Genomic DNA, 26,802 nt, shown 5'->3' on the forward strand with positions numbered 1-26,802 from the left:
AACCACGAGCGGCGGTGTCGCCGCAACCGCAATTACGGTAGAAGCGAAGGCAATTCAACGTAGATCTGCCGGCGAAGCGAGGAACCACATGACGGAAGTCAAGCTCGATCACCCCGGCGGGCAGCTGTCGATGCCGGTACATTCCGCGGTCGAGGGCCCCGCCGGAATCGGTGTGGGCAAGCTGCTGAAGGAAACCGGGCTGACGACGTACGACCCGGGGTTCGTCAACACCGCCGCCTGTTCGTCCGCGATCACCTACATCGACGGCGACGCGGGCATCCTGCGTTACCGTGGCTACCCCATCGAGCAGCTGGCCGAGAAGAGCTCCTTCCTGGAGGTCTCCTACCTGCTGATCTACGGTGAGCTGCCGACCACCCAGCAGCTGACCGAGTTCACCGAGCGGATCCGCCGGCACTCGTTGCTGCACGAGGAGATGCGGCGCTTCTTCGACGGCTTCCCCCGGGAGGCCCACCCGATGGCGGTGCTCTCCTCGGCCGTCAGCGCCATCTCCACCTTCTACCAGGACAGCCTCGACCCGTTCGACGCCGAGCACGTGGAGATGTCCACGGTCCGGCTGATGGCGAAGGTGCCCACCATCGCCTCGTACGCGTACAAGAAGGCCATCGGGCAGCCGTTGCTGTACCCGGAGAACTCCCTCGGCTACGTGGAGAACTTCCTGCGGATGACGTTCGGCGTGCCGGCGGAGCCGTACGAGGTCGACCCGGTCATCGCCCGGGTGCTGGACATGCTCTTCGTGCTGCACGCCGACCACGAGCAGAACTGCTCCACCTCGACGGTGCGGCTGGTGGGCTCCAGCAACGCCAACCTGTTCGCCTCGGTCTCGGCCGGCGTCAACGCGCTGTTCGGCCCGCTGCACGGCGGCGCCAACCAGGCGGTGCTGGAGATGCTGGAGCGGATCCAGGCCGACGGCGGCGACGTGCAGTCGTTCGTCCGCAAGGTCAAGGACCGCGAGGACGGCGTCAAGCTGATGGGCTTCGGCCACCGGGTCTACAAGAACTACGACCCACGGGCCGCGATCGTGAAGAAGGCGGCGCAGGACGTGCTCGGCCGGATGGCCAAGCCCGATCCGCTGCTGGACATCGCGATGCAGCTGGAGGAGATCGCCCTCGCCGACGACTTCTTCGTCTCCCGGCGGCTCTACCCGAACGTGGACTTCTACACCGGCCTGATCTACAAGGCCATGGGCTTCCCGACGAAGATGTTCACGGTGCTGTTCGCCCTGGGCCGGCTGCCGGGCTGGATCGCCCAGTGGCGCGAGATGATCAATGATCCGGAGACCAAGATCGGCCGCCCGCGGCAGGTCTACACAGGTGCCGCCGAGCGGGACTACCTCCCCGTCGAGCAGCGCTGACCGCGAGCAGCCTGACCGCAGCCCTCACGACGACGGCCGCCGCACCCGGATCACGGGTACGGCGGCCGTCGTCGTGACCGGGGCGGGTACGCGTTCAGTGGGCCGGGTGGCCGTCGTCGTCCTGACCCGCCGTGGTCGGCAGGTCGCCGAGCACCTCGTTGATGACGTGGATCCGGGCACCGCCGGCCCGGTAGTCGGCGCACACCGTCTCGGCCTGGTCGTCGAGGCGGGCGCCCTGCCCCACGCCGGTGACGGTCAGGCTGGTGCCGGCGACGGTGGTCACGGTGCCGGCGGCGACCAGGTCGGCCACCGGCAGCGCCCCGGCGACCAGATGGTCGCGCAGCAACTCGCGTAGCTCGTCGGTGTCACGCAGCAGCAGTTCGTCGAGATTGGTCCGGGAGAACTTGCCGGCGAACGCGTCGTCGGTGGGCGCCAGGATGGTCACCTCCCGGGTCAGCTCCCCGGTCAGGCCGGTGGCGCGGACCGCCGCCTCGAAGGTGGTGAGGACGGGAATCCACTGGAGAGCCTGGTCGGCGGGTTGGTCGGCGAGGAAGGCGGGATTGCCCGGTTCGCTGCCGGCGGGCAGCCTGTCGCACAGCGGCCCGGTCACGGTGAGCCCGGCCGGCCCGGCGTCGGCCGCGCCGCTGTCCTTCCCGTACGTGCTGCCGAGCACGACGAGCAGCACCGCGGCCAGGGCGGCGCCGGCGATCGGCAGGATCCGGCGCAGCGCCGGCCCGCTGGCCGCAGCGTTGGTGTCGGTCACGGTTTCTCCACTCCTGCGTCGGGGCGTACCGGCAGGCCGGGCGCGGGTCCGGCCTGCCGGTACGAGGGGGTGGGGCTCAGCGGATCACAGGCGCGCGCACTGGTCGAACCGCGGGCCACTTACCGCGTTGGCGACCTCCAGGTTCACCGGCGCGGCGGCGTTGCCGGTGCAGCCCAGCGGACCGTTCACGGTGTTGCCGGCCACCAGCGGGGCCGCGCCCGCGCTGTTGACCACGTTGACCGGGCCGCTGATCCGGTTGCCGACCAGCAGGACCGGGCCGGTCGTGCCGGTGACGTTCACCGGGCCGTTGACCGTGCCGGCGGTCAGCACGAACCCGGCCGCCCCGCTGGCGTCCACCGGGCCGTTTACCGAGCCACCGTTGACGATCAGGGTGGCACCGGGCCGGACCTGGACCGGGCCCCGGACGGTGGCGCCGGCGAGGCACGCCACTCCGGTGACCGTCAGTGGACCGTTGTGGGTGCCGGTGAGCGTCGGCGCGATCCGTTCCCCGGCGACCAGGCCCTCGGCGGCCTGCCCGTCGAGCAGCAGCGGCACCAGACCCCGCTCCGGCTGAGACAGCGGTACGAGGTACCCGCCGGCCACCTTGACCACCTTCCAGCCGTGCGCGGCGAGCCGCTGAGCCACAGTGGTCTGCCGGCCGGTCGGGCCGTCGGTACGCGCCCCGTGGTACTGCTCCTCGGTGAGCTTGTACGCGCACGGCGGCTGCTCCAGGATCTGGTTCTCCCCGGGGGCGTCCAGCGGCGGCGGCGTGTCGCCCGGGTGCGGCGCCGGGTACGCCTCGATCGGGCGCGAGCCCCGGAAGACGATCCGGCCGGTGTTCGCGGACTGGAACCTGATCGCCTCGGCACGGGCAGCGGTGATGTCACCGACACTCGCCCCGTGGTACGCGAGGAACTGGTGGAACGTCCACAGCGCCGAGTACGTCTTGCGGCGGCGGTTGTTCGCGGTGTTGCCCTCGTCCGGCCGGGTCGGCCCACCCGAGCTGCGCAGCTCCAGCAGCGAGTTGACCACGTTCTTCAGCCCGAGGGTGTTGCGCAGGATCGTCTCCTCGCTCAGGCCGACGTTGGCGCCGGTGCACCCGTACGGGCAGGCCCACCAGCCGTCCTTGGCGCCCTGGGTGTACATGTGGCCCTCGATCATGTCCTGCGACTGGTCGAAGATCCCCTGCGCCACGTTCTGGTGCCGGGGCGGCAGCATCGGCAGGTCACCGGTGTTGGCGTTGCCGTACTCGTGACCGTCGTAGCTGGCGATCGGGCGGTAGTCGCGGACCATCTCCACGAACGCCTGGGTCTCCGGCTGGCGGATCAGCGAGTAGTCCCGGTTGAGGTCCTGGCCGGTGGAGTTGCCCCGGCTGTTGGCCGCCCGACCGTCGCCGTTGATCGTCGGCACGATCAGCATGGTGGTCTTCGACAGCAGGCCGAGCGTGGTCGGGTCGTCGGTGAACGCCAACTGCCGCGCCATGATCAGGCATGCCTCGCGGTCACCGGGCTCGTTGCCGTGCACGTTGCAGTTGACCACCAGCGGGTTCGTCGCGGCGACCGCCTCCGGGGTGGCCGGCGGGGTGGGGTGACCGATGACGAACATGTTGATCGGCCGGTCCTGCACGGTGCGGCCGATCTCGACCACGCGTACCCGGTCGCTCGCCTCGTCGATCGCGGCGGTGTAGGCGTACTCGTTGACGTCGTTCGTGTACTGCGCGCCGAGCGTGTTCTCCCACTGGGTACGCAGGCTCTGGCCGGGCGTGTCCGGGTCGCCCCAGTGGCTTCGGGTGGCGTCGCTCACCGGCGCGGAGTAGGGCTGCGCGGTGCTGCCGAGACGGGCGCGGACCCGCCACTGGAACCGGCTGCCGGGAGCGAAGCCGGCGTCGGCGAAGGTCGGCTCCGAGTTGTTGATCTGACGGTTCGGCCGCCACACGCCGACGATCACGGATGCGCCGGTGACGCTGCCGTCCTCGGCGACGGGGGTGCGCTCGATCTGGTAGTCGGTGGCCCCGCCGACCGGGGTCCAGGCCAGGGTCGCGTACCCGTCGCCCTGGACGACGGTGAGGCCCTGCACCTGGTTCGGCTCCACCTGCTGAGCCGTCGTGGTCGCCTGGGCGGGTTGCGCGGTCGCCGCGAGGGTGACGGCGAGCAGAGCGGAGAAGACACCGGCCGTTGTCCGTCTGTATCTCAAGGGGATCTCCAAACAGGAGGGATGGCTGGGTACGCACAGCACACCCGCCCCGGCCCGGCGACGGGGCCACGAGCTGGGATTCTTGAGGATGCTCTGAGGTTGCCGGCGACTGAGCGGACAGTCAGCCGACGCGCAGGCGGTAGCCGACCCCGCGTACCGTCTCCACCAGACCCGGGTCGTCGAGCTTGCCGCGCAGTGCCGCGACGTGAACGTCGAGGTTGTGCCGGGTGGCCCAGGTGGTCTGCCAGACCTCGAGCTGCAACCGGTCCCGGGGCACCACCGTGCCCGCCTGCCGGGCCAGCGCCACCAGCAGGTCGAACTCCTTGCGGGACAGGCCGATCTCGCGGTCACCCACCCGTACCCGCCGGGCGTCCACGTCGATGCGCAGCGCGCCGACCCGCAACGTGGTCGCCGGCCTGGCGGTGCGGGCGGTACGACGCATCACCGCCTCGATGCGGGCCTGCAACTCCACCATCGAGAACGGCTTCACCACATAGTCGTCGGCGCCGGCCCGCAGCCCGGCCACCCGGTCGTGCTCCTCGGCCCGGGCGGTCACCGCGATGATCGCGACTCCCTCGTCGTGCTGGCGGATCCGGCGACACACCTCCAGGCCGTCGCGATCGGGCAGATTCATGTCGAGCAACACGAGATCGACCGGATCGGCCTCGACCGCCTCGGCGGCCGTCACCGCCTGGACCACGTCGTGCCCCCGCCGCCGCAGCGCCGAGGCGAGCCCCGCCGAGACGCGCAGGTCATCTTCCACCAGGAGCACCCGCACCCGCGTCCTCCTCGACCTCGCCGCCGCCGGATGCCTGCGAGTGTGTCGGATGTGAAGCGACGCTGACCAGTGCGGATACAAGATCGTAACGGCAGAATGAACTGTCCGAACGGGTCTGGCGGCGCTACGGCGGGCGCGGCGGCCACTTGTCACCGGTCCGGGCTCGGGCACGCCGAGCCGTGCCCGACCGCCGGTCAGCCGAGGGCGGCTTTCAGGACCCAGGACGTCAGCCGGGGATGGCCGGGCAGCTCGGTCCGGCCGGTGCACCAGAGCAGCACGTCGACCGGATCCCCCGCCGGGGCGTGCGGAAAGAGCCGGGCGAGCACCGCCGTGCACAGCGACGCCGGTGGCCGCCAGCCGATCCCGAGCCCCTGGGCGATGTCCCAGGTGTGCACAAGCGTCTCGTTGACCCCCAGCGCGGCGAAGCCACCCGGGTCGGTCGGCCCCCAGTGCCAGCCACGGGCGGTCGGATCCGCGGCGCTCACCGCGGCGTTCAGCAGCCGCCCGCAGGCCGTGACCACGGCGAGCACGTCGCGCGGCGTGGCGTCGTCCCGGACGACCAGGTCGAACGGCAGGTACGCGTCGGTCGGGCGGGCCGCGACCTGACCGGCGTACGCCAGCAGGTCGTGGGCGATGTGCACCGCCGTCGTCCAGCAACTCCACTCCAGCGTCCCCGCCCGGTGTTCCCGCCAGTCCCGGGACACGTGTGGGCTGAGCACCCGCATCATCTCGGCCACCGCCAGGTCGACGTCCCCACCGTCCATCACATCCATGTCCACCATGCTGCCAGTCAGCTGCGGACCGGCGGCGGCGTCAGGTCCGGGGCTGCCGAGCCCACCGGGCGAGCGGTACGGTGCGCCCATGAGTCAGCAGGTTCAGGCCCGGCCGTTCTCGCTCGGCGGGCGCGTGGTGCTGGCGGCCCAACTGCTGATGCTGACCGCCGTGCTGGTCGGCAGTTTCGGTGTGCTGCTCGCGGCCGCACTACGTGCCGGTGATCTCCCGGCGCTGCTGGACCCGCGGCTGGAACTGTTGGGCGATCCGAAGGACTCGCTTCCACCTGTCGGCCCCGACTCGGCGTGGAACCCGCTGCTCTGGGTCTTCGAACTCAGCCGCGTGGTGGCCATGTTCGTCCAGCCGCTCGCCGCGGTGGCCGTGCTCCTCGGGCTGGTGTCCCTGGTCCGCACCGGGCGGGTCGGCGATCGGCCGGCGTTCCGCTGGCTCACCGTCGGCACGGCCCTGTGGTGCGCGGCGGCGGTCCTGGCCCTGACCCCCTACGGCACCCAACTGCACCGCTGGTTGCTGGACTAGGCCCTGTGTCGATGGACGGGTGACGGATGCAGTGGCCGGCGGGCGGGTCCCGGAGGTCGTGAGCGGACGATGTCGGTCGTGCTTGTTACCGTCCGGCATCCGCCGGAGCCGATCCGGCTGGCTCGTCCCGACGTGCACGAGCCGACGGGGAAAGGGGTGCCCGGAATGGGTGACGGGGAGAAGACCGCACTGTCGATGTTCCTGCAGGCGCAGCGGGCCAGCGTCCTCGCGATCATCGAAGGGCTCGACGTGACAGCCCTGACCACCGCCGTGCTGCCCTCCGGATGGACGCCGCTGGGCCTGGTGGAGCACCTCGGCTACGCCGAGCGGCACTGGTTCCAGGAGATCGTGATCGGCTCGGCCGACCCGGTGGCCTGGCCCGACGACGACCACGCTCCGCTGACCACACCCCGACCGCCGTCGGTGGTGCTGAATTTCTACCAGGCCCAGTGCGAGCGGTCCGACGCCGTCCTCGCCGCCACCCCGCTGTCCGCGCCGGTACGCGGGCGACACCCGGGTCAGCTCGGACACGAGGTCACCGACCTGCGGCGCGTCGTTCTCCACATGATCGAGGAAACCGCACGCCACGCGGGTCATCTCGACGTGGTTCGCGAGCTGCTCGATGGGAAGACCGGCCTGGGGCCAAGATAGCCGCCCACCCCGACCGGGTTGGGTCGGCGCCCCGACCCGGTCGTGGGTCGGGGCGGGGCGACCGCGAGCGCGTTGACGGGGAGGACGCTCAGCGCAGGCCGGCGGCGGCGAGCAGGTTGCCCGCCGGGATCGCCGGCAGCGCCCGCCCGTGGGCCATCTGCCGCGCCGCGCGGTCGGCGGTGAACGTCGGTGCCTGGGCGATCGCCGAGGCGTACGTCGAGGCGGTCCGGCTGGCGATGGCCGCCCAGCCGTACTGATCGTGCACCATGGCACGGGCCCGGCGGGCCAGCGTCCGGGCGCGTTCGGCGTCGGAGAGCAGGGTGTGCACCGCGTCGGTGAGCGCGTCCGGATCGTGCGGCCGGAAGGTCACGCCGGTGACGCCCGGTTCGACGATCTCGGCGAGCCCGCCGGTCTCGGCGACCGCGAGCGGCGCACCGGCGGCGGCCCCTTCCAGGGCGACCATGCCGAACGGCTCGTAGATGCTGGGCACGGCGAAGCAGTCCGAGGCGGCCATCACCGCGGGCAGGTCGGTGCCGCCGAGGAAACCGGGCAGGCTGACCGCGCCGGCCAGGCCGAGCCGGTGCACGTGGGCCTCCAGTTCACCCCGGTACGGGCCGTCGCCGACGATCACCGCACGCAGTCCCGGGTGCCGCTCCCGCAGCCGGGGCAGCCCGGCGATCAGGTGCTGCACGCCCTTCTCGTAGACCAGCCGGCCGGCGAAGGTGACAAGCGGGCCGTCCCCGGCGAACCGGGCACGAGCCTTCGCCACAGCGGCGGCGGAGACCCGCCAGCGGTGCGGCTCGACGCCGTTGGGCACCACGTCGACCCGGCCGGTCGGCACGCCGAACAGGCCGGTCACCTCGTCGCGCATGTAACCGGAGCAGACGATCACCCGGTTCGACTCGCCGCCCAGCCAGTGCTCCACACCGTGGATGGTGCGGTTCATCTCCTCGGGCAGCCAGCCCTGGTGCCGGCCCGCCTCGGTGGCGTGGATGGTGGTGACCAGCGGCAGGTCGAGGTGGTCGCGCAGGGTCATCGCGGTGTGCGCGACGAGCCAGTCGTGGGCGTGGATCACGTCGTAGCCGCCGGTGGCGGCGGCGCGTAGCGCGGCCCGGGTCAGGGTGTGGTTGAACGCCATCGTCCAGGCCAGCAGCGAGCCGGTGGCCAGCGGAAAGGTCACCGGGTCCTCGGCGGCGCGCACGACGCGCACCCCGTCGACGTACTCCTCCAGCGGGGCTCCGTCGGCGTGGCGGGTGACGACCGTGACCTCGTGCCCGGCGGCGGCCAGGGCCACCGACAGCGCGTGCACATGCCGGCCGAGACCGCCCACGAGCACCGGTGGGTACTCCCAGGACAGCATCAGGATGCGGCGGGCCTGCGACCCGGCGGCAGGACCGGACTGCGTCGGGACCTGGGGTCGCGAGGTGAGCGTGGGGCGGTGGACGCGGTCAGGAGCGGTGGCGGTACGTCCGCCCACCCGCAGGGTCGTCACAGTCAGTCTCCGTCCGTGCAGGAAGGAACGCGCCGACATCGGTGGCGGCGAGAGGGCAGGGTTGGGTTTCGGACACGCGTGAACGCGTCGGCGGTGCGAGGATCTGGTAGGCGCGCGGACAACGCGCCCGCGAACAAGGAAACGTCATGACGGCCGATCCCGCACCTCGAAGAGGGCCTCAGTGACCGACGACACCGCAGGGTTCATCTCGGATCAGTCGGGCGGATACCGGGCATTCACCCGATCGGATGGATTGGCGGTGGACCGTGCGGGGCATTACCGCCGCGCGCATCACCGGGCGGCCCCGGCGGGTGCGCTCATGGTGCGGGCGCGCTCATGACATGTGGGCCGAAGGAGCGACATGCAGGTCTGGCCGGGCGAGCGGTATCCCCTCGGCGCCACCTACGACGGGATGGGCACCAACTTCGCGATCTTCTCCGAGGTGGCGGAGAAGATCGAACTCTGCCTCTTCGACGAGTGGGACACCGGCGCCGAACGCCGGGTCGAACTGCGGGAGGTCGACGCGTACGTCTGGCACGCGTACATTCCGGGGATCGGGCCGGGCCAGCGGTACGGCTACCGGGTGCACGGCCCCTACGACCCGGCCAACGGGCTGCGCTGCAACCCGGCCAAGCTGCTCATCGACCCGTACGCCAAGGCCATCGACGGTGACGTGCAGTGGGACCCGGCGGTCTACGACTACACCCACGGTGAGCCCGAGCGGATCAACACCGACGACTCGGCGCCGTTCATGCCGAAGTCGGTGGTGGTGAACCCGTACTTCGACTGGGGCAATGACGCGCCGCCGCGCATCCCGTACCACCACTCGGTCATCTACGAGGCCCACGTGCGCGGGCTCACCATGCGGCTGCCCGGCATCCCTGAGGAACTGCGCGGCACGTACGCCGGCATCGCCTCACCCCCGATGATCGAGCACCTGACCCGACTCGGGATCACCGCCATCGAGCTGATGCCGGTGCACCAGTTCGTCAACGACCACCGCCTGACCGACCTGGGTCTGCGCAACTACTGGGGCTACAACACCATCGGCTTCTTCGCCCCGCACCACGCCTACTCCGCGCTGGGCCACCTGGGCCAGCAGGTGCAGGAGTTTCGGGGCATGGTCAAGGCGCTGCACGCCGCGGGCATCGAGGTGATCCTCGACGTGGTCTACAACCACACCGCCGAGGGCAACCACCTCGGGCCGACGCTGAGCTTCAAGGGCGTCGACAACCCGAGCTACTACCGGCTGTCCGAGGAAGACCGGCGCTACTACGTCGACTACACCGGCACCGGCAACAGCCTCAACGTCCGCAGCCCGCACTCGCTGCAACTGATCATGGATTCGTTGCGGTACTGGGTGACCGAGATGCACGTCGACGGCTTCCGCTTCGACCTGGCCGCCACCCTGGCCCGGGAGTTCTACGAGGTGGACCGGCTCTCCACCTTCTTCGAAGTGGTGCAGCAGGATCCGGTGGTCAGCCGGGTGAAGCTGATCGCCGAGCCGTGGGACGTCGGCCCCGGCGGCTACCAGGTCGGCAACTTCCCGCCGCAGTGGACCGAGTGGAACGGCAAGTACCGCGACACCGTCCGCGACTTCTGGCGCGGCGAGCCGGCCACCCTCGCCGAATTCGCCTCCCGCATCTCCGGCTCCGCCGACCTCTACCAGGACGACGGCCGCCGCCCCTTCCACAGCATCAACTTCGTCACCTGCCACGACGGGTTCACCCTCAACGACCTGGTCTCGTACAACGACAAGCACAACGAGGCCAACGGCGAGGAGAACCGCGACGGCGAGAGCCACAACCGCTCCTGGAACTGCGGCGTCGAGGGCGACACCGACGATCCGGGCGTACTCGGCCTGCGCACCCGGCAGCGCCGCAACTTCATCGCCACCCTGCTGCTGTCGCAGGGCGTACCGATGATCGGCCACGGCGACGAGCTGGGCCGCACCCAGCGGGGCAACAACAACGCCTACTGCCAGGACAGCGAACTGGCCTGGATCGACTGGGACAACGCCGACACCGAACTGCTCTTCTTCACCCGCCGACTCGTCGAGTTCCGCCGCCAGCACCAGGTGTTCCAGCGACGCCGCTTCTTCACCGGCCTGCCGGTGCACGGCCGCGAGGTCGACGAGCCACTGCCCGACCTGGCCTGGTACACCCCCGACGGGCGGGAGATGACCGGCGAGGACTGGGGCAACGACTTCGGTCGCTCGGTGGCGCTCTTCGTCAACGGTGAGGGCATCCGCGAACGCGGCCAGTACGGCCAACGCCACCACGACGCCTCCTTCTGGCTCTGCTTCAACGCCCACGACGCACCGCTGGACTTCACCCTCCCTCCGGCCGAGTTCGGCCAACGCTGGGAACTGGTGATCAGCACCGCCGAACCGGACCAGGACAAGAGGACCACCGTGGAGGCCGGCGGCACGCTCTGCGTGCCGGACCGCTCCCTGGTGGTGCTGGAGAGGGTGGCCTGACATGCCCACCACGTCCGTCGCCGCCACCTACCGGGTGCAGGTGCGCCCCGGCTTCGACCTGGACACCACCGCCGGCCTCGCCGGCTACCTCGCCGACCTCGGCGTCACCCACCTCTACAGCGCTCCGCTGCTGGCCGCCGCCCCGGGCAGCGCACACGGCTACGACGTCGTCGACCACCGGCAGGTCAACCCGGAGATCGGTGGCGAGGCCGGCCGGCAGCGGCTGCTGCGGGCGCTGCGCGACGCCGGCCTCGGCCTGGTCGTGGACATCGTCCCCAACCACGCCGGTGTGGCCGTGCCGGCGGCCAACCCGGCCTGGTGGGACGTGCTGCGCCGGGGTCGGTCCTCGGCGTACGCCGGCTGGTTCGACATCGACTGGCAGCGGGGCCGGCTGCTGCTGCCGGTGCTCGCCGACACCCCCGACGCCCTCGACGATCTCAAGCTCGCCGACGGGGAGCTGCGCTATCACGAGCACCGCTTCCCGATCGCCGACGGCACCGGCGACGGCAGCGCCCGCGAGGTGCACGACCGGCAGCACTACGAGCTGGTGTCCTGGCGACGCGGCGACGCCGAACTGACCTACCGCCGGTTCTTCGCCGTCTCCAGCCTGGCCGGGCTGCGGGTGGAGGACCCGGCGGTGTTCGCCGCCACCCACGAGCTGATCCTGGCCTGGGTGGCGGCCGGCGAGGTCGACGGCATCCGGGTCGACCACCCCGACGGGCTGCGCGACCCCGCCGGCTACCTGGCCCGGTTGCGCGAGGCCGCCCCCGACACCTGGCTGATCGTGGAGAAGATCCTGGAGTACGGCGAGGAACTGCCGGCCTGGCCGGTCGACGGCACCACCGGTTACGACGCGCTCAACGCCGTCGGCGGGCTCTTCGTCGACGGCGACGCCGAGGCCGACTTCACCGCCCTCGACACCCGTCTCGCCGGCCGGGCCACCTCCTGGGCCGACCTGACCCACGACACCAAGCTCGGTGCCGCCACCCGACTGCTGGCCGCCGAGCTGACCCGCCTCGCCGCGCTCGCCCCCGACGTCGACCCCGACGCCGCCCGCGCCGCCCTGGCCGAACTCGCCGCCGCCTTCGCCGTCTACCGCGGCTACCCGCCCGACGGCGTCCGGCACCTGGCCAACGCCCGCGCCGAGGCCGGTCGCCGCCGCACCGACCTGACCGGCGCGCTGGACGCGGTCACCCGCCGGCTGCGCGACCTCGACGACGAGCTGGCCCGCCGCTTCCCGCAGTTCACCGGCGCGGTGATGGCCAAGGGTGTCGAGGACACCGCCTACTACCGCTGGAGCCGGTTCATCGCGCTCAACGAGGTAGGCGGCAGCCCCACCCACTTCGGCACCCTGCCGGGGCGGTTCCACCGCTTCGCCGCCGCCCGTCACGAACGCTGGCCGGCGAGCATGACCACCCTGTCGACCCACGACACGAAACGGGGCGAGGACGTTCGTGCCCGCCTCGCCGTCCTCGCCGAGCTGCCGCAGCGCTGGGCCGAGGCGGTCACCGGCTGGATGGCGGCGGTGCCGCTGCCCGACGCCGCCCTGGCGCACCTGCTGTGGCAGACCGCCGTCGGTGCCTGGCCGATCGAGCGTGAGCGCCTGCACGCGTACGCGGAGAAGGCCGCCCGGGAGGCGGCGGCCTCGACCAGTTGGACGGAGCCCGACCCGGACTTCGAGCGAGCCATGCACGCCCTGGTCGACGCGATGTACGACGACCCGGCCGTCACCGCGCAGCTGGCCGCCTTCGCCGCCGAGATCACCCCGCCCGGCTGGTCGAACTCGCTGGGGCAGAAGCTCGTGCAACTGGCCATGCCCGGGGTGCCGGACACCTACCAGGGCACCGAGCTGTGGGACAACTCCCTCGTCGACCCCGACAACCGTCGCCCCGTCGACTTCGGCGTACGCCGGGAACTGCTGGCCCGGCTCGACGCCGGCTGGCAGCCGGCGGTGGACGAGAGCGGCGCGGCGAAGCTGCTCGTGGTGTCGCGGACCCTGCGGGCGCGGCGCGACCACCCGGAGCTGTTCGGCGACTACCAGCCGCTCATCGTGCACGGGCCGGCGGCCCGGCACGCGGTGGCCTTCGACCGGGGCGGCGCGGTCGCCGTGGCCACCCGGCTGCCGCTGCGCCTGGCCACGGCCGGCGGCTGGCGGGACACCGCCCTGTCACTACCCGTTAAAGAGATGGCGTGCCTGTTCACCGGTCGGGTCTACAGTGGCTCTCAGGTCCGCTTGGCCGAGCTGTTGACCACCTATCCCGTCGCGCTGCTGGTGCCCACCACCTGACCCGGGAGGCTGCGTCATGACCGAGTTCACCGTCTGGGCACCCGAGGCGAGACGGGTACGGCTGCACCTGCCCGGTGCCGCCGACCACGAGATGCGGGCCGGTCGGGACGGCTGGTGGCGGGTCGAGGTGCCCGACCCCGGCCCCGACTACGCGTTCCTGCTCGACGACGACGACCAGCCGCTGCCCGACCCCCGGTCGGCGTGGCAACCTGCCGGAGTGCACGGGCCCAGCCGGATCTACGACCACGCGGCGTTCGAATGGACCGACGGCTCCTGGACCGGCCGACAACTGCCCGGCAGCATCCTCTACGAGCTGCACGTCGGCACCTTCACCCCGGAAGGCACCTTCGACGCGGCCATCGGCAAACTCGACCACCTCGTCGACCTGGGCGTCGACATGATCGAGCTGTTGCCGGTGAACGCCTTCAACGGCGAACACAACTGGGGCTACGACGGCGTCTGCTGGTACGCCCCGCACGAACCCTACGGCGGACCGGACGGCCTGAAACGGTTCGTGGACGCCGCCCACGCCAAGGGGTTGGGGGTGATCCTCGACGTCGTCTACAACCATTTCGGGCCCTCCGGGGCCTACGCGCCGAAGTTCGCGCCCTACGTGGGGGAGCGGCACACCCCCTGGGGTCAGGCCGTCAACCTGGACGGCCCGCACTCCGACGGGGTACGCCGGTTCATCATCGACAGCATCCTCATGTGGCTGCGCGACTACCACGTCGACGGGCTGCGCCTGGACGCCGTGCACGCCATGCCCGACACCCGCGCCGTGCACCTGCTGGAGGAGATCACCGTCGAGGTCGAATCGCTCTCGACACACCTGGGCCGCCCGCTGTCGCTGATCGCCGAATCAGACCTCAACGACCCCCGGCTGATCACCCCCCGGGAGGCCGGCGGCCACGGGCTGCACGCGCAGTGGAACGACGACGCCCACCACGCCCTGCACACCCTGCTCACCGGCGAACGGCAGGGCTACTACGGCGACTTCGGCACCATGGAATGCCTGGTGGAGGTGCTCACCGGCGGCTTCTTCCACACCGGCACCTGGTCCACCTTCCGCAACCGCCAACACGGCCGCCCGGTCGACCCGCGCACCCCCGGCCACCGCTTCGTCGCGTACCTCCAGAACCACGACCAGATCGGCAACCGCGCGGTCGGCGATCGCCTCTCGGCTTCGCTGTCGCCAGCTCTGCTGCGGGTGGGGGCTGCGCTGCTGATGACCGCGCCCTTCACCCCGATGCTGTTCATGGGGGAGGAGTGGGCCGCCTCGACTCCCTGGCAGTACTTCACCTCGCACCCGGAACCGGAACTGGCCGCCGCCGTGGTCACCGGCCGTCGCAGCGAGTTCGCCGCCCACGGCTGGCCACCCGGCGACGTGCCGGACCCGCAGGACCCGCAGACCTTCCTGCGGTCCCGGCTCGACTGGGCTGAACTGGACAAACCCGAACACCGCGAGATGTACGACTTCTACCGCCGCCTGATCGCGCTGCGGAAGTCCCGCCCGGACCTGTCCGACCCCCGCCTGCACACCCTCGACGTACGCCACGGCGACCAGTTCCTGGTGATGCGGCGGGGGAAGTGCCTGGTCGCGGCGAACCTGGCCGGCAAGCCCCAGCGGGTGACCCTGCCCGGCGTGGCGAGACGGGTCTTGCTGGCCACCGGCAGCGGCGTCACAGTGCAACGCGACCGCATCGAGCTACCGGCGGAAACGGCTGCCATTGTGGCGCTCTGAGTCGAGATCCGGTGGCCGCCGGCTACCAGAAGCGCCACCGGGCGGGATCCTCGTGGCCCTTCACCAGCCGGATCGAGGCTGCCAGCTTCAGCGCGTCGTCCCGGTCCCCCACAGCGGCAGTAGCGTCCGGGGCGATCAGCAGCTCCGCGACGCACTCGCCGCACCCACAGGGCAGCTGCGCCACCCGGTAGATCCCTGACGTGCCCCTGCCCCGGGATTCGGATGCGGTGGCGGACCGGCCCGACACGGTGACGTCGTCGTTGTACCTGGCGCGGACCAGGCTCTTCGTGCTGACACCGACCGTGATGACAGGGCCCGGATACTCGTGGATGTTCTTGACCGGCGCCACGAGGTAGTCGGCGGAGGCGTTCATGGGTCGTTCCGCGTCCCAGTACAGGTACGTGCTCTGAAGCACGGCACCGTCGGGCAGGCCCGCCACCTTGAACGGCAGGGGCCGTGGCGTGGTTTCCCAGCGAAGGCCCTCGGCCACCTGACGTGCCATGTCATCGCGACGCTCGGCGTTGCTGATCGTGCCCAGCCTCATTCGCATCCACGCGTCCGGCGCGTACTCCCAGGCCAGCACCCGGTTCTGGTCCGACATGGCCTGGAAGGCGGGACGACCGTGTATTGGCGTGACCCGTTCACGGGGAATGCCCTCCTTGCCCGAGTCTTCGTCCACTGGAACGAAGCTGTGGACGTCGGCGCCTCGCGCTGCCATCCAAATCTCGACGTGCCAGGCGTACTCGTCTGAGAAGGTGTCCTCCTCCTCAGTGGTCGAAGCGCCATCGAGTGATCCGTTGACCTCAAGTCGGTGCACGCCGGGCTCGATGGTGTAGGTGGCCCTGCGGACGGGGCCAGGTAGAAAGCCGAGGCGGAGCAACCGGTGGCCGAGGTCGAATGTGACGGGCACTGAAGTGGTTAGACCGCTGGGGATGTCATCCGTCTTCGCTGCCCGTCGGGTGGTCCAGACGGTCAGACCCGCCACCACCACTACCACGACCGTCACGACCCCCAGAATCAAGATCCGACGGTTGTTGCTGCGCCAATTGGCAGGGGAGAATTCGTCCGCTTCGTGCTCGTCGCTCGCCACGGACGTCCTTCCCGAATCGGTGTTGCCCTGCCGCGCGCAGCCCGGGGGAGTCTACGACCGGTCTGGCGCCCGTCGCTGCCCTTGGCGCGACCGCGACACCCTGGTGGTGCTCTCCGCGACGGATCTCCTCCTCAAGGTGGCTGTCGCGGCTCCTCCTCAAGGTGGCTGTCGCGGTCATCGAATGCGGTCGTGACCAGGCGATGTCGACTGTCGTGGCCTGAGCGACAGGGTGAGCCGGGGCAGGACGGATGCTGGTCGGCGCGGACAAGCGGTGCGATTCGCATCGTCTCGGATCTCGTTGGCAGGTAGATGGTCTATCCGAATTCGATTGTTATGGGGGTTCGACAGATGGCTGACTCCGAAATCGTGTGGATCAAGAGCAGCCGGAGCACGTTGACGCAGGAGTGCGTCGAGGTGGCTGGTACCTGCGCGCAGATACTGGTGCGGGATTCGAAGGACCCGGCGGGCCCGATGCTCGCCTTCGACCGTCCGGCTTGGCGGACCTTCGTCCTCGACTTTTGCGACGGCGCTGCCGGCGGCCCGGACAGGTGATCCGGTAAGGGCGACTCACGGTCAGGTGCTCATCGGACCGCTGTGGATCCGGATGCCAAATCCATCGATGAACTTGCGCGGCTACTCCATGCTCAGACGTGGGGGAGCCGGATCTGGTGATCATCGGGGAGTGGCATGTCCAGTTGGTCGGCGTCGAAGCGGTGGGCTCGCAGGATGTTGGTTCCCCTGCTGGTGGCTCTGGCCGTCGGGTTGATCGGGCTGTCGCCGCTGGCCATGACGTGGCTGGCGGACCTACCCGTGCAGTGGAGCCATCTGTCCGACATGGGCCAGGCGTACGGCGGCACGTCGGCGGTCCTCTCCGGGCTCGCCCTGGTCGGTGTGTCGGCCTCTCTACTGATGCAGAGCAGCCTGAATCGGATCAGTCAGCTTCACTCGATCCGGCAGCGGCAGTTCGACATCGTCAAGCTGGCACTCGACAATCCCGAGTACCTCTATGTGGACGGATCCGCAGCGCTTGCCGACCCGGACAACCACCTAAAGGTGTACGCCAACCTGTTCGTCAGCCACTGGGCGATGGTGTGGGATCTCGCGGAGATGCGGGAGGACACACTGCACGTTGTGGCGAGGCGGTTGTTCGAGTCGGCGGTGGCGCGCGAGTGGTGGGAGGTCAACGGCCAGTCGTACTACAGTTCCCGCCGACGGAGGAAGTTCGTCGCCATCCTCTCCGATGAATGCGATCGCGCGGCCCGGTCGTCTGTCCTGTCGACGGTGCCCGCTACGGTTCCGAGCCCGCCGGAGCTCGCGTCTTCAACCGACGGTCGGAGCCGCACTCTCGCGGTCGGTGTGGTAGCCGCTATCGGCGTCGGGATCCTGCTGCGTTCCGTGACGCGCAGGCGCAGGGCGGTGTGTCTCCTTGGCTCTCGCTCATGAGTCCAGTGCTTCCCGCCGGTCAGACGCTTTGCTGGTGGTTGCTCGATCGGCCGCTGCGAGGCTGACGGCGGCGGGAAGATAGATCGGCGTTTGCCTGGATCGGGCGTGGACGGCGGCGCTCACCCGGTGGGCCACGCCGACGGGGAGGCGCTGCTCGGCTTCAGCCGGTGGGCAGAAGGCAGCCTCGGTCAGTTCGTCGTCGGGCAGTTCGAAACGCTCGGAGCCGCTGAGCGTGCCGCAGTCGAAGGTGAAGTGGACCAGGGCACGCAGGCGCGGCCCCTCGGGTGGTGCCCAGTCCACCACGAGCAGGTCACCGATGGGCAGGGTGAGGCCCAGCTCCTCGCGGACCTCCCGGGCGCATGCGTGGTGCGGGTACTCGTCCGCCTCCACGCCGCCGCCCGGGAACGCCCAGTGGTCGCGGTAGCGGGGCTTGACCAGCAGGACGTCGCCGGCCGGGTTGGTGATCAGGGCTCCGGCGGAGGCGTGGAAGGCAGGCAGGTTGGCGTACCAGACGGAAGGTTCGGTCCAGGTCACGGACCGACGGTAGCCGTACCGGTGCTGACGGTGGGAAGCCCCACGCCGACGCGGGTACGGCACAGTCTGCGGCCCGGTGATCCGTCTGTGCCGTCAGCTCGACAGGGCCCGCACACCCAGCAGTCCGGGGCAGGCGGGACAGGTCCGGGCGGCGAGGGAGCCAACGACGAAGGTACGCGTCGGTCGTCGGCGCGTACCTTCCTCGATGAGATCGTCCGGGAGTCGGCCCGCACCGGCCGGCCTCAGCGCCGCGTCGCGAACACCACGCCGGTCAGGCAGAGCGCGCCGCCCAACAGAGCCAGCGGTGCCGGTACCTCACCCAGCAGCGTCCAGGACAGCAGGACGGTCACCGGCGGAACCAGGTAGGTGGCGGCGGTGGTGCGCCCCGCCGTCCAGCGAGACAGCACGTAACCCCAGGTCAGGAAGCCGATCGCGGTCGGGAACACGCCCAGGAACAACACGCCCAGGGTGGCCGGTGGCGGGGCCGCGGCGAGTTCCTCCAACAGGGTGGGGGCGAACGGCAGCAGGGCGGCCGTCCCGGCCAGCGCACCGAGCCAGGTCATCGTCGGTGCGTCCATCCGCGCCAGGAGGCGCTTCTGGAGCAGTACGCCGAAGGCGTACAGCAGGGCGGAGAGCACCGCCAACGCTACGCCGAGCTTGTCGGCGTGCCCGGTGAAGCCACTGGCCGCGATCAGGGCGACACCCACGAAGGCGACCGCCACCCCGACACCGAGCCGGCCGGTGAGCCGTTCGCCCAGGACGAGGACCGCGGCCACCGCGACGAGGATGGGCGCGACGGCCACCAGCAGGGCCGCCGTCCCGGCGTCGACGAGCCGCTCGGCGGCGTTGAGCGCCACGTTGTACCCGCCGAACCAGGCCACCCCCCAGAGCGCGACGAGCCCCAGCGTGCCACCACGAGGCAGGCCACCCGGGCGTGGCGCGGATCTCGGCGCTCGCCGGAGTCTGGCGATGACCGCGACGAACACGCTCAGCGCGGCGGACGCCGCCACCATGCGGCCCAGTGCCATGGCGCCGGGGGAGTAGTCGTGCCCGGCGAAGCGGATGCCCACGAACGCCGAGGCCCACAGCAGAACCGTGGTCCCGGCGGCAGCGACGGTCGGCCAGGACCGGGGCCGCTCCCCGCGCCGGGTGTACGCGGTGCCGGTCTGCTCGGGGACGGTCCGGATCGGTGCGGCGGGCTCGGTCATCGAAGGGCTGCTCATGAGGCGATTCTCGGCCGCCCGAAGATTCAGCACCAGCGACTGTTTCTTCACAACACTTTAGTCGCGCTTTATTGTTGTGCCGTGCTCGACGTTCACCGCCTCCGGGTCTTCCGTTCCGTCGTGGCCTCCGGGTCGGTCCAGGCCGCCGCCGCCAACCTCGGCTACACCTCCTCCGCCGTCAGCCAGCACCTCACCGCGCTGCAACGCGAGACGGGCCTCACCCTCCTCGCCCGAGCTGGGCGCGGCCTGCGGCCCACGGCCGCCGGGCACGCCCTGGCCGCCGAGGCAGATCGGGTGCTCGCCCGGGTCGGTGCTGCCGAATCGCTCATCGCGGATCTGCGCACCGGCCGCACCGGCGCGCTGTCCATCGCGTACTTCGCGTCGGTTGGTGCGGCGTGGATGCCGCACGTGGTGCGGGGCATTCTCACCGAACTCCCCGGGGTGCGACTCGACCTGCAACTGCGCGAACACATCCCGGACAGCCGGGAGGAGCGCGCCGACGTCCAGGTGGTCGTGGCGGGCAGCGGCTTCGACCCCGGGTCGGGCTTCACCGCCCACCACCTTCTCGACGACCCGTACGTCGCCGTGGTGCCGGCCGGGCACCGCCTCGCCGGCCAGGAGGAGGCGGACCTGGCCGACCTCGCCGACGAGCGGTGGGTCGACAACGACTTCGCCCGGGGCTGGTGCCGCGCGAACCTCCTCGAAGCCTGCACCGCCGCCGGCTTCAGCCCGGCCTTCCGGGTCGAGGCGCACGACTACCGGACGGCGCTGGCCTTCGTCGCCGCCGGCATCGGTCTCACGGTGCTGCCCGCGCTCGGCGCGGCACACCTGCCGGAGGGCGTGAGCTGCGTCCGACTGCTCCGCCCGACGCCGACCCGGTCCATCCACGTGGTGGTGCACGACGCGGTCGAGCACACACCGGCGGCGCGGATGGCGGTCGCCGCGTTACGGGACGCCGCCCGCGCCGCACACACCCCGGTCAGCCTCGGCACCGCATGATCGCCGCGGACCAGGGCGCTAGCGGTGCAGGTGCCGTTTCCAGTCGGCGGGCACCCGGTCGGCCGGGGCGGGTGCGCCCTGCTCGGGTGGACGGCTGACGGGTGGCACGAGCGTCGGCCCCTGGTCGTAGAGCACCTGCTCGTGGTAGTCCCAGAACCACTCCTCGCCCGGTTCGAAGCTGCGGACGAACCGGTGCCCGGTCGCGGCATGGTGCGCGCTGGCGTGCTGGTTCGGCGAGGAGTCACAGCATCCGATGTGACCGCACTGGCCGCACCGCCGTAGGTGGAACCACCAGCTCGGTGGCTCGGCCGAGGTGCAGTCGGCACAGCCCGGCCCGCTCGGCGGTACCTCGGGGTCGATGCCCTCCATCGCGCGTCCTCCGGACTGAGCTGAGTGCCACGGCTCGACTGGGATGCCAGCGGCAACCCCACCCTAACCCGGTCCGCACGGCAGCGGCGTGCGCCCGCCGCGCCATGATCAACGCGGTGAGGTCGGGGAGTCGGATCCGTTCGGGATGCGGCAGAGCGGGTAATCGCCCGCGCTCGCCAGCCCAGGAGCGGAGGGGACCGCAATGACCAGGATCGGCATCATCATCGGAAGCACTCGCCCGGGGAGGCACGGGGAGACCGTGGCGCGCTGGGTGTACGACATCGCCGCGCAGCGGGTCGACGCCGAGTACGAACTCGTGGATCTCCTGGATTTCAACCTGCCGCACCTCGACGAGATGACGCCCCCGTCACTCGGTCAGTACACGCAGCCACACACGCTGCGGTGGGCCGAGAAGATCGCATCGTTCGACGGGTACGTCTTCGTGACGCCGGAGTACAACCACTCCACGTCCGGGGCGTTGAAGAACGCGATCGACTTCCTCTACGCCGAGTGGAACAACAAGGCGGCCGGGTTCGTCAGTTACGGCAGCGTCGGCGGCGCCCGCGCCGTGGAGCACCTGCGGCTGGTGGTGGCCGAGTTGCAGATGGCCGACGTACGGGCGCAGGTGGCGCTCTCGCTGTTCACCGACTTCGAGAACTTCACCGCGTTCCGGCCCGGTCCGCACCAGGAGGGCTCGGTGAACATGATGCTCGACCAACTGGTGGCCTGGAGTGGCGCGCTGGCGGGCCTGCGGGCCGGTACGACGATGTCGACGCCCCAGTCCTCGGCATAGTGCCGCTGCGGGCCGTCCGCCTCACCGGCGTCGGGCGGCCCGCCACTCTTCGCGCGTGATCGCGTACTCGACCTCACCCTGTTCCGTTCCGGGCAGCGGATCGTCCCAGGACGGGAAGTAGGTGCGGACGTAGCGCAGGCCGACGGATTCCATCACCCGGCGGGACCCGGTGTTCACGGCCATCGTCTGGGCGATGACCCGGCGCTGACCGACCGTGTCGAAGGCGTGCCGCAGCAGTTCCCGGGAGGCCTCGCTGGCCAGACCCTGGCGCCAGTGTCGGCGCAGGATGCGGTAGCCCAGCTCGGCGACGGCCGGATCGTCCGGCTGGTCGGGGCCGTGCGCCGGCGGGAGCATCATCAGCCCGACGAACTCGCCGTCGTCCTCGACCTCCGGCGGCGTCGAACCGCGCACCCCGCCGTCGGTGCCGAACGCCATCCAGTAGCCGAGGCCGTCCACCTTGTCGGCCAGGACCATCCGGTCGGCGTGCGAGGTGACCACCTCGTCCCGGGTGCGGGCCCGACCGTAGAGGTAGCGCAGGACCTCCGGGTCGGAGTCCAACTCGACCTCCAGGTCGAGGTGCCGGTCGGCGAGCGGGACCAGCAGCAGACGATCGGTACGCAGAACCGGTTGCGGCATCGGGCCACGATCGCACGAGCCCGCCTGCGCGGCGCGTGATTTTCGCCGCCGATCCGAACGGGTGCCCGCCACGGTCCCGCCGGACGCCGCGTTCGCCTATGGCGCCGTGGTGTTCGATCCTGGACCGAGTCGCGTCTGGTCGCTGCCGCCGACGCGCACACTGAGCTGGGCGCCAAGCTCGCGGAAACCGAGCGCGCGTGCCACCCGACGGGAGGCTGCTGGTCGGGCCCGCCACTGGGGCACCAACCCGTCGGCCAGGCTGTCCGCCGTGGCCGCTCCGGCGACGGCACGGGCGAGGCCGCGTCCCCGCCGGCTCGGCGCGGTCAGCACGCTCAGGTGGGCCACCCGGCGCGGCCAGTGCCGGTAGCCGGCCGCCGCGACAATGGCCGTTCCGGCGCGCAGGACGTACGCGGCAGAGGTGATGTCGGTCAGTCCGCACTCCGCCGCGTCCTCGGCCGGGACCGACGCCAGGAAGTCGACGAGATCCGGGTGATGGACGGGTAGCTGTTCAATCGGCTGTCGCCGCTGCGGTCGGTAGCTGTGGTCGTCGCAGTAGGCGAGCGTGGCGGGACCCAGCACCTGCGTGACCGGTAGCACGGCGGCCAGTCGCTCGGGGTCGGTCAGCGCCGCGACCGGGAGCATGTGACAGGCCCGCGTCACGACGCCAACCAGGTCATCCGTCGGCACGGTGCAGATCGCGGCGTCACCCAGGGCGACGATGCCGACCCAGCCCGGCGGACACGTCGACGACTCAGCCGAGGCCACCACCGCGACACCCCGGGTGGGAAAGGCGACCGGCGCGCCGGCCAGCTCGATCCACAACTGCCGGGCCTGGGTCAGCAGCGGGTCGACATCCATGTCAGCAGCCTGCTGCTCGATCGTTGGCGTCGGCCACCGAATATTCACCCGGTCGCCGATCCCGCCCGTCCGCCCGCGCCCGCCTCGGCATCCGGTAGCCGGACGGTGAACAGGCTGCCTTCCCCGCCATCCGGCTTGCATGGGTATGCGCGCTGGTGCATACTCTTCCTTGTGTCCAAGGTTCTGACCTCCCTGCCCACTGGTGAACGTGTCGGCATCGCCTTCTCCGGTGGCCTCGATACCTCCGTCGCGGTCGCGTGGATGCGCGACAAGGGCGCCATCCCGTGCGCCTACACCGCCGACATCGGCCAGTACGACGAGCCCGACATCGCCTCGGTGCCCGATCGCGCGCTCAGCTACGGCGCCGAGGTCGCCCGTCTGGTCGACTGCCGTGCGGCCCTGGTCGAGGAGGGGCTGGCCGCGCTGACCTGCGGCGCCTTCCACATCCGCTCGGGCGGTCGGGCGTACTTCAACACCACGCCGCTGGGTCGGGCCGTCACCGGAACGCTGCTGGTACGGGCGATGATCTCCGACGACGTGCAGATCTGGGGCGACGGCTCGACCTTCAAGGGCAACGACATCGAGCGGTTCTACCGCTACGGCCTGCTGGCCAACCCGCAACTGCGGATCTACAAGCCGTGGCTGGACACCGACTTCGTCAGCGATCTCGGTGGTCGCAAGGAGATGTCGGAGTGGCTGCTGGCGCGGGGCCTGCCGTACCGGGACAGCACCGAGAAGGCGTACTCCACCGACGCCAACATCTGGGGCGCCACCCACGAGGCGAAGACCCTCGAACACCTCGACACCGGCATCGAGACGGTCAACCCGATCATGGGCGTCCGGTTCTGGGATCCGACCGTGGAGATCCCCACCGAGGACGTGACGATCGGCTTCGACCAGGGTCGGCCGGTGACCATCAACGGCAAGGAGTTCGGCAGCGCTGTCGACCTGGTGCTGGAGGCCAACGCCATCGGCGGCCGGCACGGGCTGGGCATGTCCGACCAGATCGAGAACCGGATCATCGAGGCCAAGAGCCGGGGCATCTACGAGGCACCCGGCATGGCGCTGCTGCACGCCGCGTACGAGCGGTTGGTCAACGCCATCCACAACGAGGACACCCTGGCCAACTACCACAACGAGGGTCGCCGGCTGGGTCGGCTGATGTACGAGGGGCGGTGGCTCGACCCGCAGGCGCTGATGCTGCGCGAATCGCTGCAACGCTGGGTCGGCACGGCCGTCACCGGCGAGGTGACGCTGCGGCTGCGCCGAGGTGAGGACTACTCGATCCTGGACACCACCGGGCCGGCCTTCAGCTACCACCCGGACAAGCTGTCGATGGAGCGTACGACGGACTCGGCCTTCGGTCCGGCCGACCGCATCGGTCAGCTCACCATGCGCAACCTCGACATCGCCGACTCGCGGGCCAAGCTGGAGCAGTACGCGCAGCTGGGCATGGTCGGCGGTGCTCCGCAGCGGGTGGTCGGCGCCGCGCAGGCCGCCTCGACCGGGCTGATCGGCGCGATGCCGGAGGGTGGTGCGGAGGCGATCGCCTCCCGGGGCGTCCCGTCGGCGGAGGACGAGGCGCTCGACCGCGCCGCGATGGAATTCGGCGTCGACTGACCGGGCCAGGCTCGCCCGCCCGCCGCCGACGATCACCAACCGTCGGCGGCGGGCGGTGCCGTCTGCGGCCTGCCGATCCCTGACCGGTACGCTTGCCGCCTTCGGAGCGTGGAGGAGGTCGCGGTGCTCGCAGGTGTCCGACCCTGGCAGGCGGTCGCCGTGGCGAGCGTCGTCGCACTCCTGGCCTGGGCCGGCTTCTGGTACCTGGCCGTGCCGCGCGTCGACGTGTGCCCCGCGGTGCACCCGGCTCCGGCCGGTTGTCGGGTCGACGCACGGATCTCGGCCGCATGGGTCTGGACGACGATCGTGGCGGTGCTCTACGTGGCTGTCGTCGTCGCCGTCCGGGTCCGTCCGGGCGAGCAGTACCGCCGGTCGGTGGCGCTGGGCACCGTGGCGCTGGGCGTCGCGGCCCTGTACGGCCTGTGGACGGTGTGGCAGGCGGGCGGCTGACTAATCGTCGGGGTGGGTGACGGCGACCACCACCTTGCCGGCCGGGTGCCGGTCGGTGAAATGGCGTAGCGCGTCTCCCGTTTCCGCGAGCGGGAAGCTGCGGTCGACCGACGGGGTGAGCGCGCCGGATTCGATGAGGGCACGCAGTTCGTCAAGATCCTCGATGCGCTCCTGGGCGCTGACGGCGCGCAGCCGGTGGCCGACGACGGTCGACAGCAGTGGCGCCCCGAACATCTGCCGGCCGTACCCACCGAGCAGCCGGCCCCGGGTCCAGTCCCCGCCAACCAGGGCCAGCGTGCCGCGCGGGGTGAGCGCGCGCCGCAGCAGCGACAGTGGACGGTTTCCGCCGGTGTCGATGACCACGTCGTACACCGGGCCGTCCCGGTCGATCTCCTCGCGGCTGTAGTCGAGGACGTCGTCGGCGCCGAGGGAGCGGACGAAGTCGGTCTTCGTGGGGGCACAGACGCCGGTGACGGTCGCGCCGTACGCCTTGGCGATCTGGACGGCCTGGGAACCGACCCCGCCGGAGGCGCCGATGACAAGCACCCGGTGACCTGGGCGTACCTGACCGGTGTCGCGGACCGCGCGCAGGGCGGTCATCCCGGAGACGGGCACGGCGGCGGCCTGCGCGAAGGTCAGGTTTGTCGGCTTGCCGGCCAGCCGCCGCTCGTGGGTGGCGGCGAACTCGGCGTACGACCCGCGCAGGCAGGTGCCGTACACCTCGTCGCCGGGGCGGAAGCGGGTCACCCGGGCACCGACCTCGGTCACCACGCCGGCCACGTCCCGGCCGAGGACCGGCACCCGGGGTCGGCGCAGCCCGGACGCGAGTCGTACCAGGTAGGGACGTCCCTCCAGGAAGATCAGCACTCCCGGGTCGACGCCGGCCGCGTGAACCCGTACGAGCACCTCGCGGTCGCCGACGGCGGGGCGGTCGACGTCGCGGAGCTGGAGCGCGGACGGCGGGCCGTAAGTGTCGTGCACGATGGCCTTCACGATGCCTCCTCGGGATACTGGAACACCTCGTCGAGCCGTACGCCGAGCACGTGGGCGATCCGGAAGGCCATTTCCAGCGAGGGGGAGTAGCGACCCTGCTCGATGGCGATGATGGTCTGCCGGGTCACGCCGATCCGCTCGGCCAGCGCGGCCTGGGTCATCTCGTCGCGGGCGAACCGCAGCGCCCGGATGTTGTTGGTGACGCGGGTCGGTTTCACCACTGCGGCACGCCCCTGCGGTAGACGATCACCTTCGCCAGCGAGCCGATCACCGCGGAGAGCACGAAGCAGAGGTAAATCACGTTGGCGATCCAGAACCAGTGCCACTGCGCCATCGCCATGAGCATCGCCGACACCGCGCCGATCACCACGAACGCCTGCCCGACGTGGTCGCCGAGCCGCCCGATCTCCCGGTCGCGCACGTCACTGACCCGCGAGGCGCGGGGATTCACGACGCCCAGTCCGATCTCGAGGACCATGCTGGCGGCGATCGCGCCGCCGATCGTCCAGAACAGAGCACCGGCGTACGGCGTCGAGGCCAGTCGCCCGTCGTCGGCGCGGCTCAGGATCACGGCCACGTAGATGGCGTAGCCGACCACGCTGACCACCAGCATGATCCAGGCCCGCTTCTCCTGGTGCGTCATCACCGACTCCTTGATGTAAAGAATCATTGACACGCTCAGAGTAAGGCGTCTTTGACACCATGTCTAGAAAGCTTTACATCGACTTTC

At 70.8% G+C, this 26,802-nt stretch carries 26 protein-coding genes; 12 read left to right on the forward strand and 14 right to left on the reverse strand.

Annotation, left to right across the window (positions count from 1 at the left end; all coding sequences use genetic code 11):
• Nucleotides 1-88 precede the first annotated feature (88 nt).
• Nucleotides 89-1,372, forward strand: a complete 1,284-nt coding sequence (locus AB0I71_RS16885; protein ID WP_357585507.1) for a citrate synthase — start codon at nt 89-91, stop codon at nt 1,370-1,372.
• Nucleotides 1,373-1,466: 94 nt separating this feature from the next.
• On the opposite strand, the gene AB0I71_RS16890 is transcribed toward AB0I71_RS16885, so the two are convergent.
• From AB0I71_RS16890 to AB0I71_RS16905, 4 genes are all read right to left on the reverse strand, one after another.
• Nucleotides 1,467-2,135, reverse strand: coding sequence for a fasciclin domain-containing protein (locus tag AB0I71_RS16890; RefSeq protein ID WP_357585509.1), 669 nt, complete (start codon nt 2,133-2,135; stop codon nt 1,467-1,469).
• An 84-nt stretch (nt 2,136-2,219) separates the two neighbouring features.
• Complete coding sequence (locus tag AB0I71_RS16895; RefSeq protein WP_357585511.1) at nt 2,220-4,328, reverse strand: M14 family zinc carboxypeptidase; 2,109 nt, start codon at nt 4,326-4,328, stop codon at nt 2,220-2,222.
• A gap of 121 nt (nt 4,329-4,449) precedes the next feature.
• Nucleotides 4,450-5,106 carry a response regulator transcription factor gene (locus AB0I71_RS16900; protein WP_357585513.1) on the reverse strand — a complete coding sequence of 219 codons (657 nt, stop codon included), beginning with the start codon at nt 5,104-5,106 and terminating at the stop codon, nt 4,450-4,452.
• A 194-nt stretch (nt 5,107-5,300) separates the two neighbouring features.
• On the reverse strand, nt 5,301-5,870 hold the full coding sequence (locus AB0I71_RS16905; protein WP_357585615.1) for a maleylpyruvate isomerase N-terminal domain-containing protein: 570 nt from the start codon (nt 5,868-5,870) through the stop codon (nt 5,301-5,303).
• Between the two features lie 97 nt (nt 5,871-5,967).
• Between AB0I71_RS16905 and AB0I71_RS16910 the strand changes: the two genes are divergently transcribed.
• Both AB0I71_RS16910 and AB0I71_RS16915 read left to right on the forward strand, forming a co-directional pair.
• Nucleotides 5,968-6,414, forward strand: a complete 447-nt coding sequence (locus AB0I71_RS16910; protein WP_357585515.1) for a hypothetical protein — start codon at nt 5,968-5,970, stop codon at nt 6,412-6,414.
• 78 nt (nt 6,415-6,492) lie between these two features.
• Complete coding sequence (locus AB0I71_RS16915; protein ID WP_357585517.1) at nt 6,493-7,065, forward strand: DinB family protein; 573 nt, start codon at nt 6,493-6,495, stop codon at nt 7,063-7,065.
• Between the two features lie 88 nt (nt 7,066-7,153).
• Here the strand turns inward: AB0I71_RS16915 and AB0I71_RS16920 are convergent, their stop codons facing one another.
• On the reverse strand, nt 7,154-8,557 hold the full coding sequence (locus AB0I71_RS16920) for a glycosyltransferase family 4 protein (protein ID WP_357585519.1): 1,404 nt from the start codon (nt 8,555-8,557) through the stop codon (nt 7,154-7,156).
• Between the two features lie 361 nt (nt 8,558-8,918).
• On the opposite strand from AB0I71_RS16920, the gene glgX reads away from it, so the two are divergent.
• Genes glgX through treZ form a run of 3 tightly spaced genes read left to right on the forward strand, consistent with a single transcriptional unit; the run spans nt 8,919 to nt 15,064 of the window.
• Entirely contained in the window at nt 8,919-11,036 is a 2,118-nt protein-coding gene (gene glgX, locus AB0I71_RS16925) for a glycogen debranching protein GlgX (protein ID WP_357585521.1), read from the forward strand.
• 1 nt (nt 11,037) lies between these two features.
• Nucleotides 11,038-13,323: a malto-oligosyltrehalose synthase gene (gene treY / locus AB0I71_RS16930; RefSeq protein ID WP_357585523.1), complete on the forward strand. Its 2,286-nt coding sequence runs from the start codon at nt 11,038-11,040 to the stop codon at nt 13,321-13,323.
• Between the two features lie 16 nt (nt 13,324-13,339).
• Nucleotides 13,340-15,064 (forward strand): malto-oligosyltrehalose trehalohydrolase, encoded by a 1,725-nt coding sequence (gene treZ / locus AB0I71_RS16935; protein WP_357585525.1) that lies wholly within the window; start codon nt 13,340-13,342, stop codon nt 15,062-15,064.
• Nucleotides 15,065-15,086: 22 nt separating this feature from the next.
• On the opposite strand, the gene AB0I71_RS16940 is transcribed toward treZ, so the two are convergent.
• Nucleotides 15,087-16,154 carry a hypothetical protein gene (locus AB0I71_RS16940; RefSeq protein WP_357585527.1) on the reverse strand — a complete coding sequence of 356 codons (1,068 nt, stop codon included), beginning with the start codon at nt 16,152-16,154 and terminating at the stop codon, nt 15,087-15,089.
• 348 nt (nt 16,155-16,502) lie between these two features.
• On the opposite strand from AB0I71_RS16940, the gene AB0I71_RS16945 reads away from it, so the two are divergent.
• Together AB0I71_RS16945 and AB0I71_RS16950 are read left to right on the forward strand one after the other, a co-directional pair.
• On the forward strand, nt 16,503-16,706 hold the full coding sequence (locus AB0I71_RS16945; RefSeq protein WP_357585529.1) for a DUF397 domain-containing protein: 204 nt from the start codon (nt 16,503-16,505) through the stop codon (nt 16,704-16,706).
• Between the two features lie 192 nt (nt 16,707-16,898).
• Nucleotides 16,899-17,597 carry a DUF6082 family protein gene (locus AB0I71_RS16950; RefSeq protein WP_357585531.1) on the forward strand — a complete coding sequence of 233 codons (699 nt, stop codon included), beginning with the start codon at nt 16,899-16,901 and terminating at the stop codon, nt 17,595-17,597.
• Here AB0I71_RS16950 and AB0I71_RS16955 read toward each other — a convergent pair.
• Both AB0I71_RS16955 and AB0I71_RS16960 read right to left on the reverse strand, forming a co-directional pair.
• On the reverse strand, nt 17,592-18,131 hold the full coding sequence (locus AB0I71_RS16955) for an NUDIX hydrolase (protein WP_357585533.1): 540 nt from the start codon (nt 18,129-18,131) through the stop codon (nt 17,592-17,594). The genes AB0I71_RS16950 and AB0I71_RS16955 overlap by 6 nt on opposite strands.
• A 242-nt stretch (nt 18,132-18,373) precedes the next feature.
• On the reverse strand, nt 18,374-19,354 hold the full coding sequence (locus AB0I71_RS16960) for a DMT family transporter (RefSeq protein WP_357585535.1): 981 nt from the start codon (nt 19,352-19,354) through the stop codon (nt 18,374-18,376).
• An 81-nt stretch (nt 19,355-19,435) separates the two neighbouring features.
• Here AB0I71_RS16960 and AB0I71_RS16965 point away from each other — a divergent pair, with 81 nt between their 5' ends.
• Entirely contained in the window at nt 19,436-20,353 is a 918-nt protein-coding gene (locus tag AB0I71_RS16965; protein WP_357585538.1) for a LysR family transcriptional regulator, read from the forward strand.
• A gap of 18 nt (nt 20,354-20,371) precedes the next feature.
• Here the strand turns inward: AB0I71_RS16965 and AB0I71_RS16970 are convergent, their stop codons facing one another.
• Nucleotides 20,372-20,722: a UBP-type zinc finger domain-containing protein gene (locus AB0I71_RS16970; RefSeq protein ID WP_357585540.1), complete on the reverse strand. Its 351-nt coding sequence runs from the start codon at nt 20,720-20,722 to the stop codon at nt 20,372-20,374.
• 202 nt (nt 20,723-20,924) lie between these two features.
• Here AB0I71_RS16970 and AB0I71_RS16975 point away from each other — a divergent pair, with 202 nt between their 5' ends.
• On the forward strand, nt 20,925-21,515 hold the full coding sequence (locus tag AB0I71_RS16975) for an NAD(P)H-dependent oxidoreductase (RefSeq protein ID WP_357585542.1): 591 nt from the start codon (nt 20,925-20,927) through the stop codon (nt 21,513-21,515).
• A 21-nt stretch (nt 21,516-21,536) separates the two neighbouring features.
• Here the strand turns inward: AB0I71_RS16975 and AB0I71_RS16980 are convergent, their stop codons facing one another.
• A complete protein-coding gene (locus tag AB0I71_RS16980) occupies nt 21,537-22,151 on the reverse strand; it encodes a GNAT family N-acetyltransferase (RefSeq protein WP_357585544.1) in 615 nt (204 codons plus the stop codon).
• A gap of 96 nt (nt 22,152-22,247) precedes the next feature.
• The gene (locus tag AB0I71_RS16985) at nt 22,248-23,009 is read right to left on the reverse strand and encodes a GNAT family N-acetyltransferase (RefSeq protein WP_357585546.1); all 762 of its coding nucleotides are present in this window, start codon (nt 23,007-23,009) and stop codon (nt 22,248-22,250) included.
• Nucleotides 23,010-23,180: 171 nt separating this feature from the next.
• Between AB0I71_RS16985 and argG the strand changes: the two genes are divergently transcribed.
• Nucleotides 23,181-24,629 (forward strand): argininosuccinate synthase, encoded by a 1,449-nt coding sequence (gene argG / locus AB0I71_RS16990; protein ID WP_357585548.1) that lies wholly within the window; start codon nt 23,181-23,183, stop codon nt 24,627-24,629.
• A gap of 123 nt (nt 24,630-24,752) precedes the next feature.
• Nucleotides 24,753-25,079 (forward strand): hypothetical protein, encoded by a 327-nt coding sequence (locus AB0I71_RS16995; RefSeq protein ID WP_357585550.1) that lies wholly within the window; start codon nt 24,753-24,755, stop codon nt 25,077-25,079.
• Here AB0I71_RS16995 and AB0I71_RS17000 read toward each other — a convergent pair whose 3' ends face one another.
• The 3 genes from AB0I71_RS17000 to AB0I71_RS17010 are packed head-to-tail and all read right to left on the reverse strand — an operon-like array spanning nt 25,080 to nt 26,742.
• On the reverse strand, nt 25,080-26,072 hold the full coding sequence (locus tag AB0I71_RS17000; RefSeq protein ID WP_357585552.1) for an NAD(P)-dependent alcohol dehydrogenase: 993 nt from the start codon (nt 26,070-26,072) through the stop codon (nt 25,080-25,082).
• Entirely contained in the window at nt 26,069-26,293 is a 225-nt protein-coding gene (locus tag AB0I71_RS17005; RefSeq protein WP_357585554.1) for a helix-turn-helix transcriptional regulator, read from the reverse strand. Before AB0I71_RS17005 ends, AB0I71_RS17000 begins: the two co-directional genes overlap by 4 nt.
• Nucleotides 26,287-26,742, reverse strand: a complete 456-nt coding sequence (locus AB0I71_RS17010; protein ID WP_357585617.1) for a hypothetical protein — start codon at nt 26,740-26,742, stop codon at nt 26,287-26,289. Before AB0I71_RS17010 ends, AB0I71_RS17005 begins: the two co-directional genes overlap by 7 nt.
• Between the last annotated feature and the right edge of the window lie 60 nt (nt 26,743-26,802).

The organism is Micromonospora sp. NPDC049891 (assembly GCF_040660295.1).
Taxonomy (GTDB): domain Bacteria; phylum Actinomycetota; class Actinomycetes; order Mycobacteriales; family Micromonosporaceae; genus Micromonospora.

What these genes read in the sequence shown, in the direction of transcription:
- glgX (WP_357585521.1), top strand. Translation starts at nt 8,919, where the DNA reads ATGCAGGTCTGGCCGGGCGAGCGGTATCCCCTCGGCGCCACCTACGAC.
- AB0I71_RS16910 (WP_357585515.1), top strand. Translation starts at nt 5,968, where the DNA reads ATGAGTCAGCAGGTTCAGGCCCGGCCGTTCTCGCTCGGCGGGCGCGTG.
- AB0I71_RS16905 (WP_357585615.1), bottom strand. Translation starts at nt 5,870, where the DNA reads ATGGACGGTGGGGACGTCGACCTGGCGGTGGCCGAGATGATGCGGGTG.
- AB0I71_RS16945 (WP_357585529.1), top strand. Translation starts at nt 16,503, where the DNA reads ATGGCTGACTCCGAAATCGTGTGGATCAAGAGCAGCCGGAGCACGTTG.
- AB0I71_RS16970 (WP_357585540.1), bottom strand. Translation starts at nt 20,722, where the DNA reads ATGGAGGGCATCGACCCCGAGGTACCGCCGAGCGGGCCGGGCTGTGCC.
- treZ (WP_357585525.1), top strand. Translation starts at nt 13,340, where the DNA reads ATGACCGAGTTCACCGTCTGGGCACCCGAGGCGAGACGGGTACGGCTG.
- AB0I71_RS16985 (WP_357585546.1), bottom strand. Translation starts at nt 23,009, where the DNA reads ATGGATGTCGACCCGCTGCTGACCCAGGCCCGGCAGTTGTGGATCGAG.
- AB0I71_RS16885 (WP_357585507.1), top strand. Translation starts at nt 89, where the DNA reads ATGACGGAAGTCAAGCTCGATCACCCCGGCGGGCAGCTGTCGATGCCG.
- treY (WP_357585523.1), top strand. Translation starts at nt 11,038, where the DNA reads ATGCCCACCACGTCCGTCGCCGCCACCTACCGGGTGCAGGTGCGCCCC.
- AB0I71_RS16980 (WP_357585544.1), bottom strand. Translation starts at nt 22,151, where the DNA reads ATGCCGCAACCGGTTCTGCGTACCGATCGTCTGCTGCTGGTCCCGCTC.
- AB0I71_RS17010 (WP_357585617.1), bottom strand. Translation starts at nt 26,742, where the DNA reads ATGATTCTTTACATCAAGGAGTCGGTGATGACGCACCAGGAGAAGCGG.
- AB0I71_RS16960 (WP_357585535.1), bottom strand. Translation starts at nt 19,354, where the DNA reads ATGAGCAGCCCTTCGATGACCGAGCCCGCCGCACCGATCCGGACCGTC.
- AB0I71_RS16975 (WP_357585542.1), top strand. Translation starts at nt 20,925, where the DNA reads ATGACCAGGATCGGCATCATCATCGGAAGCACTCGCCCGGGGAGGCAC.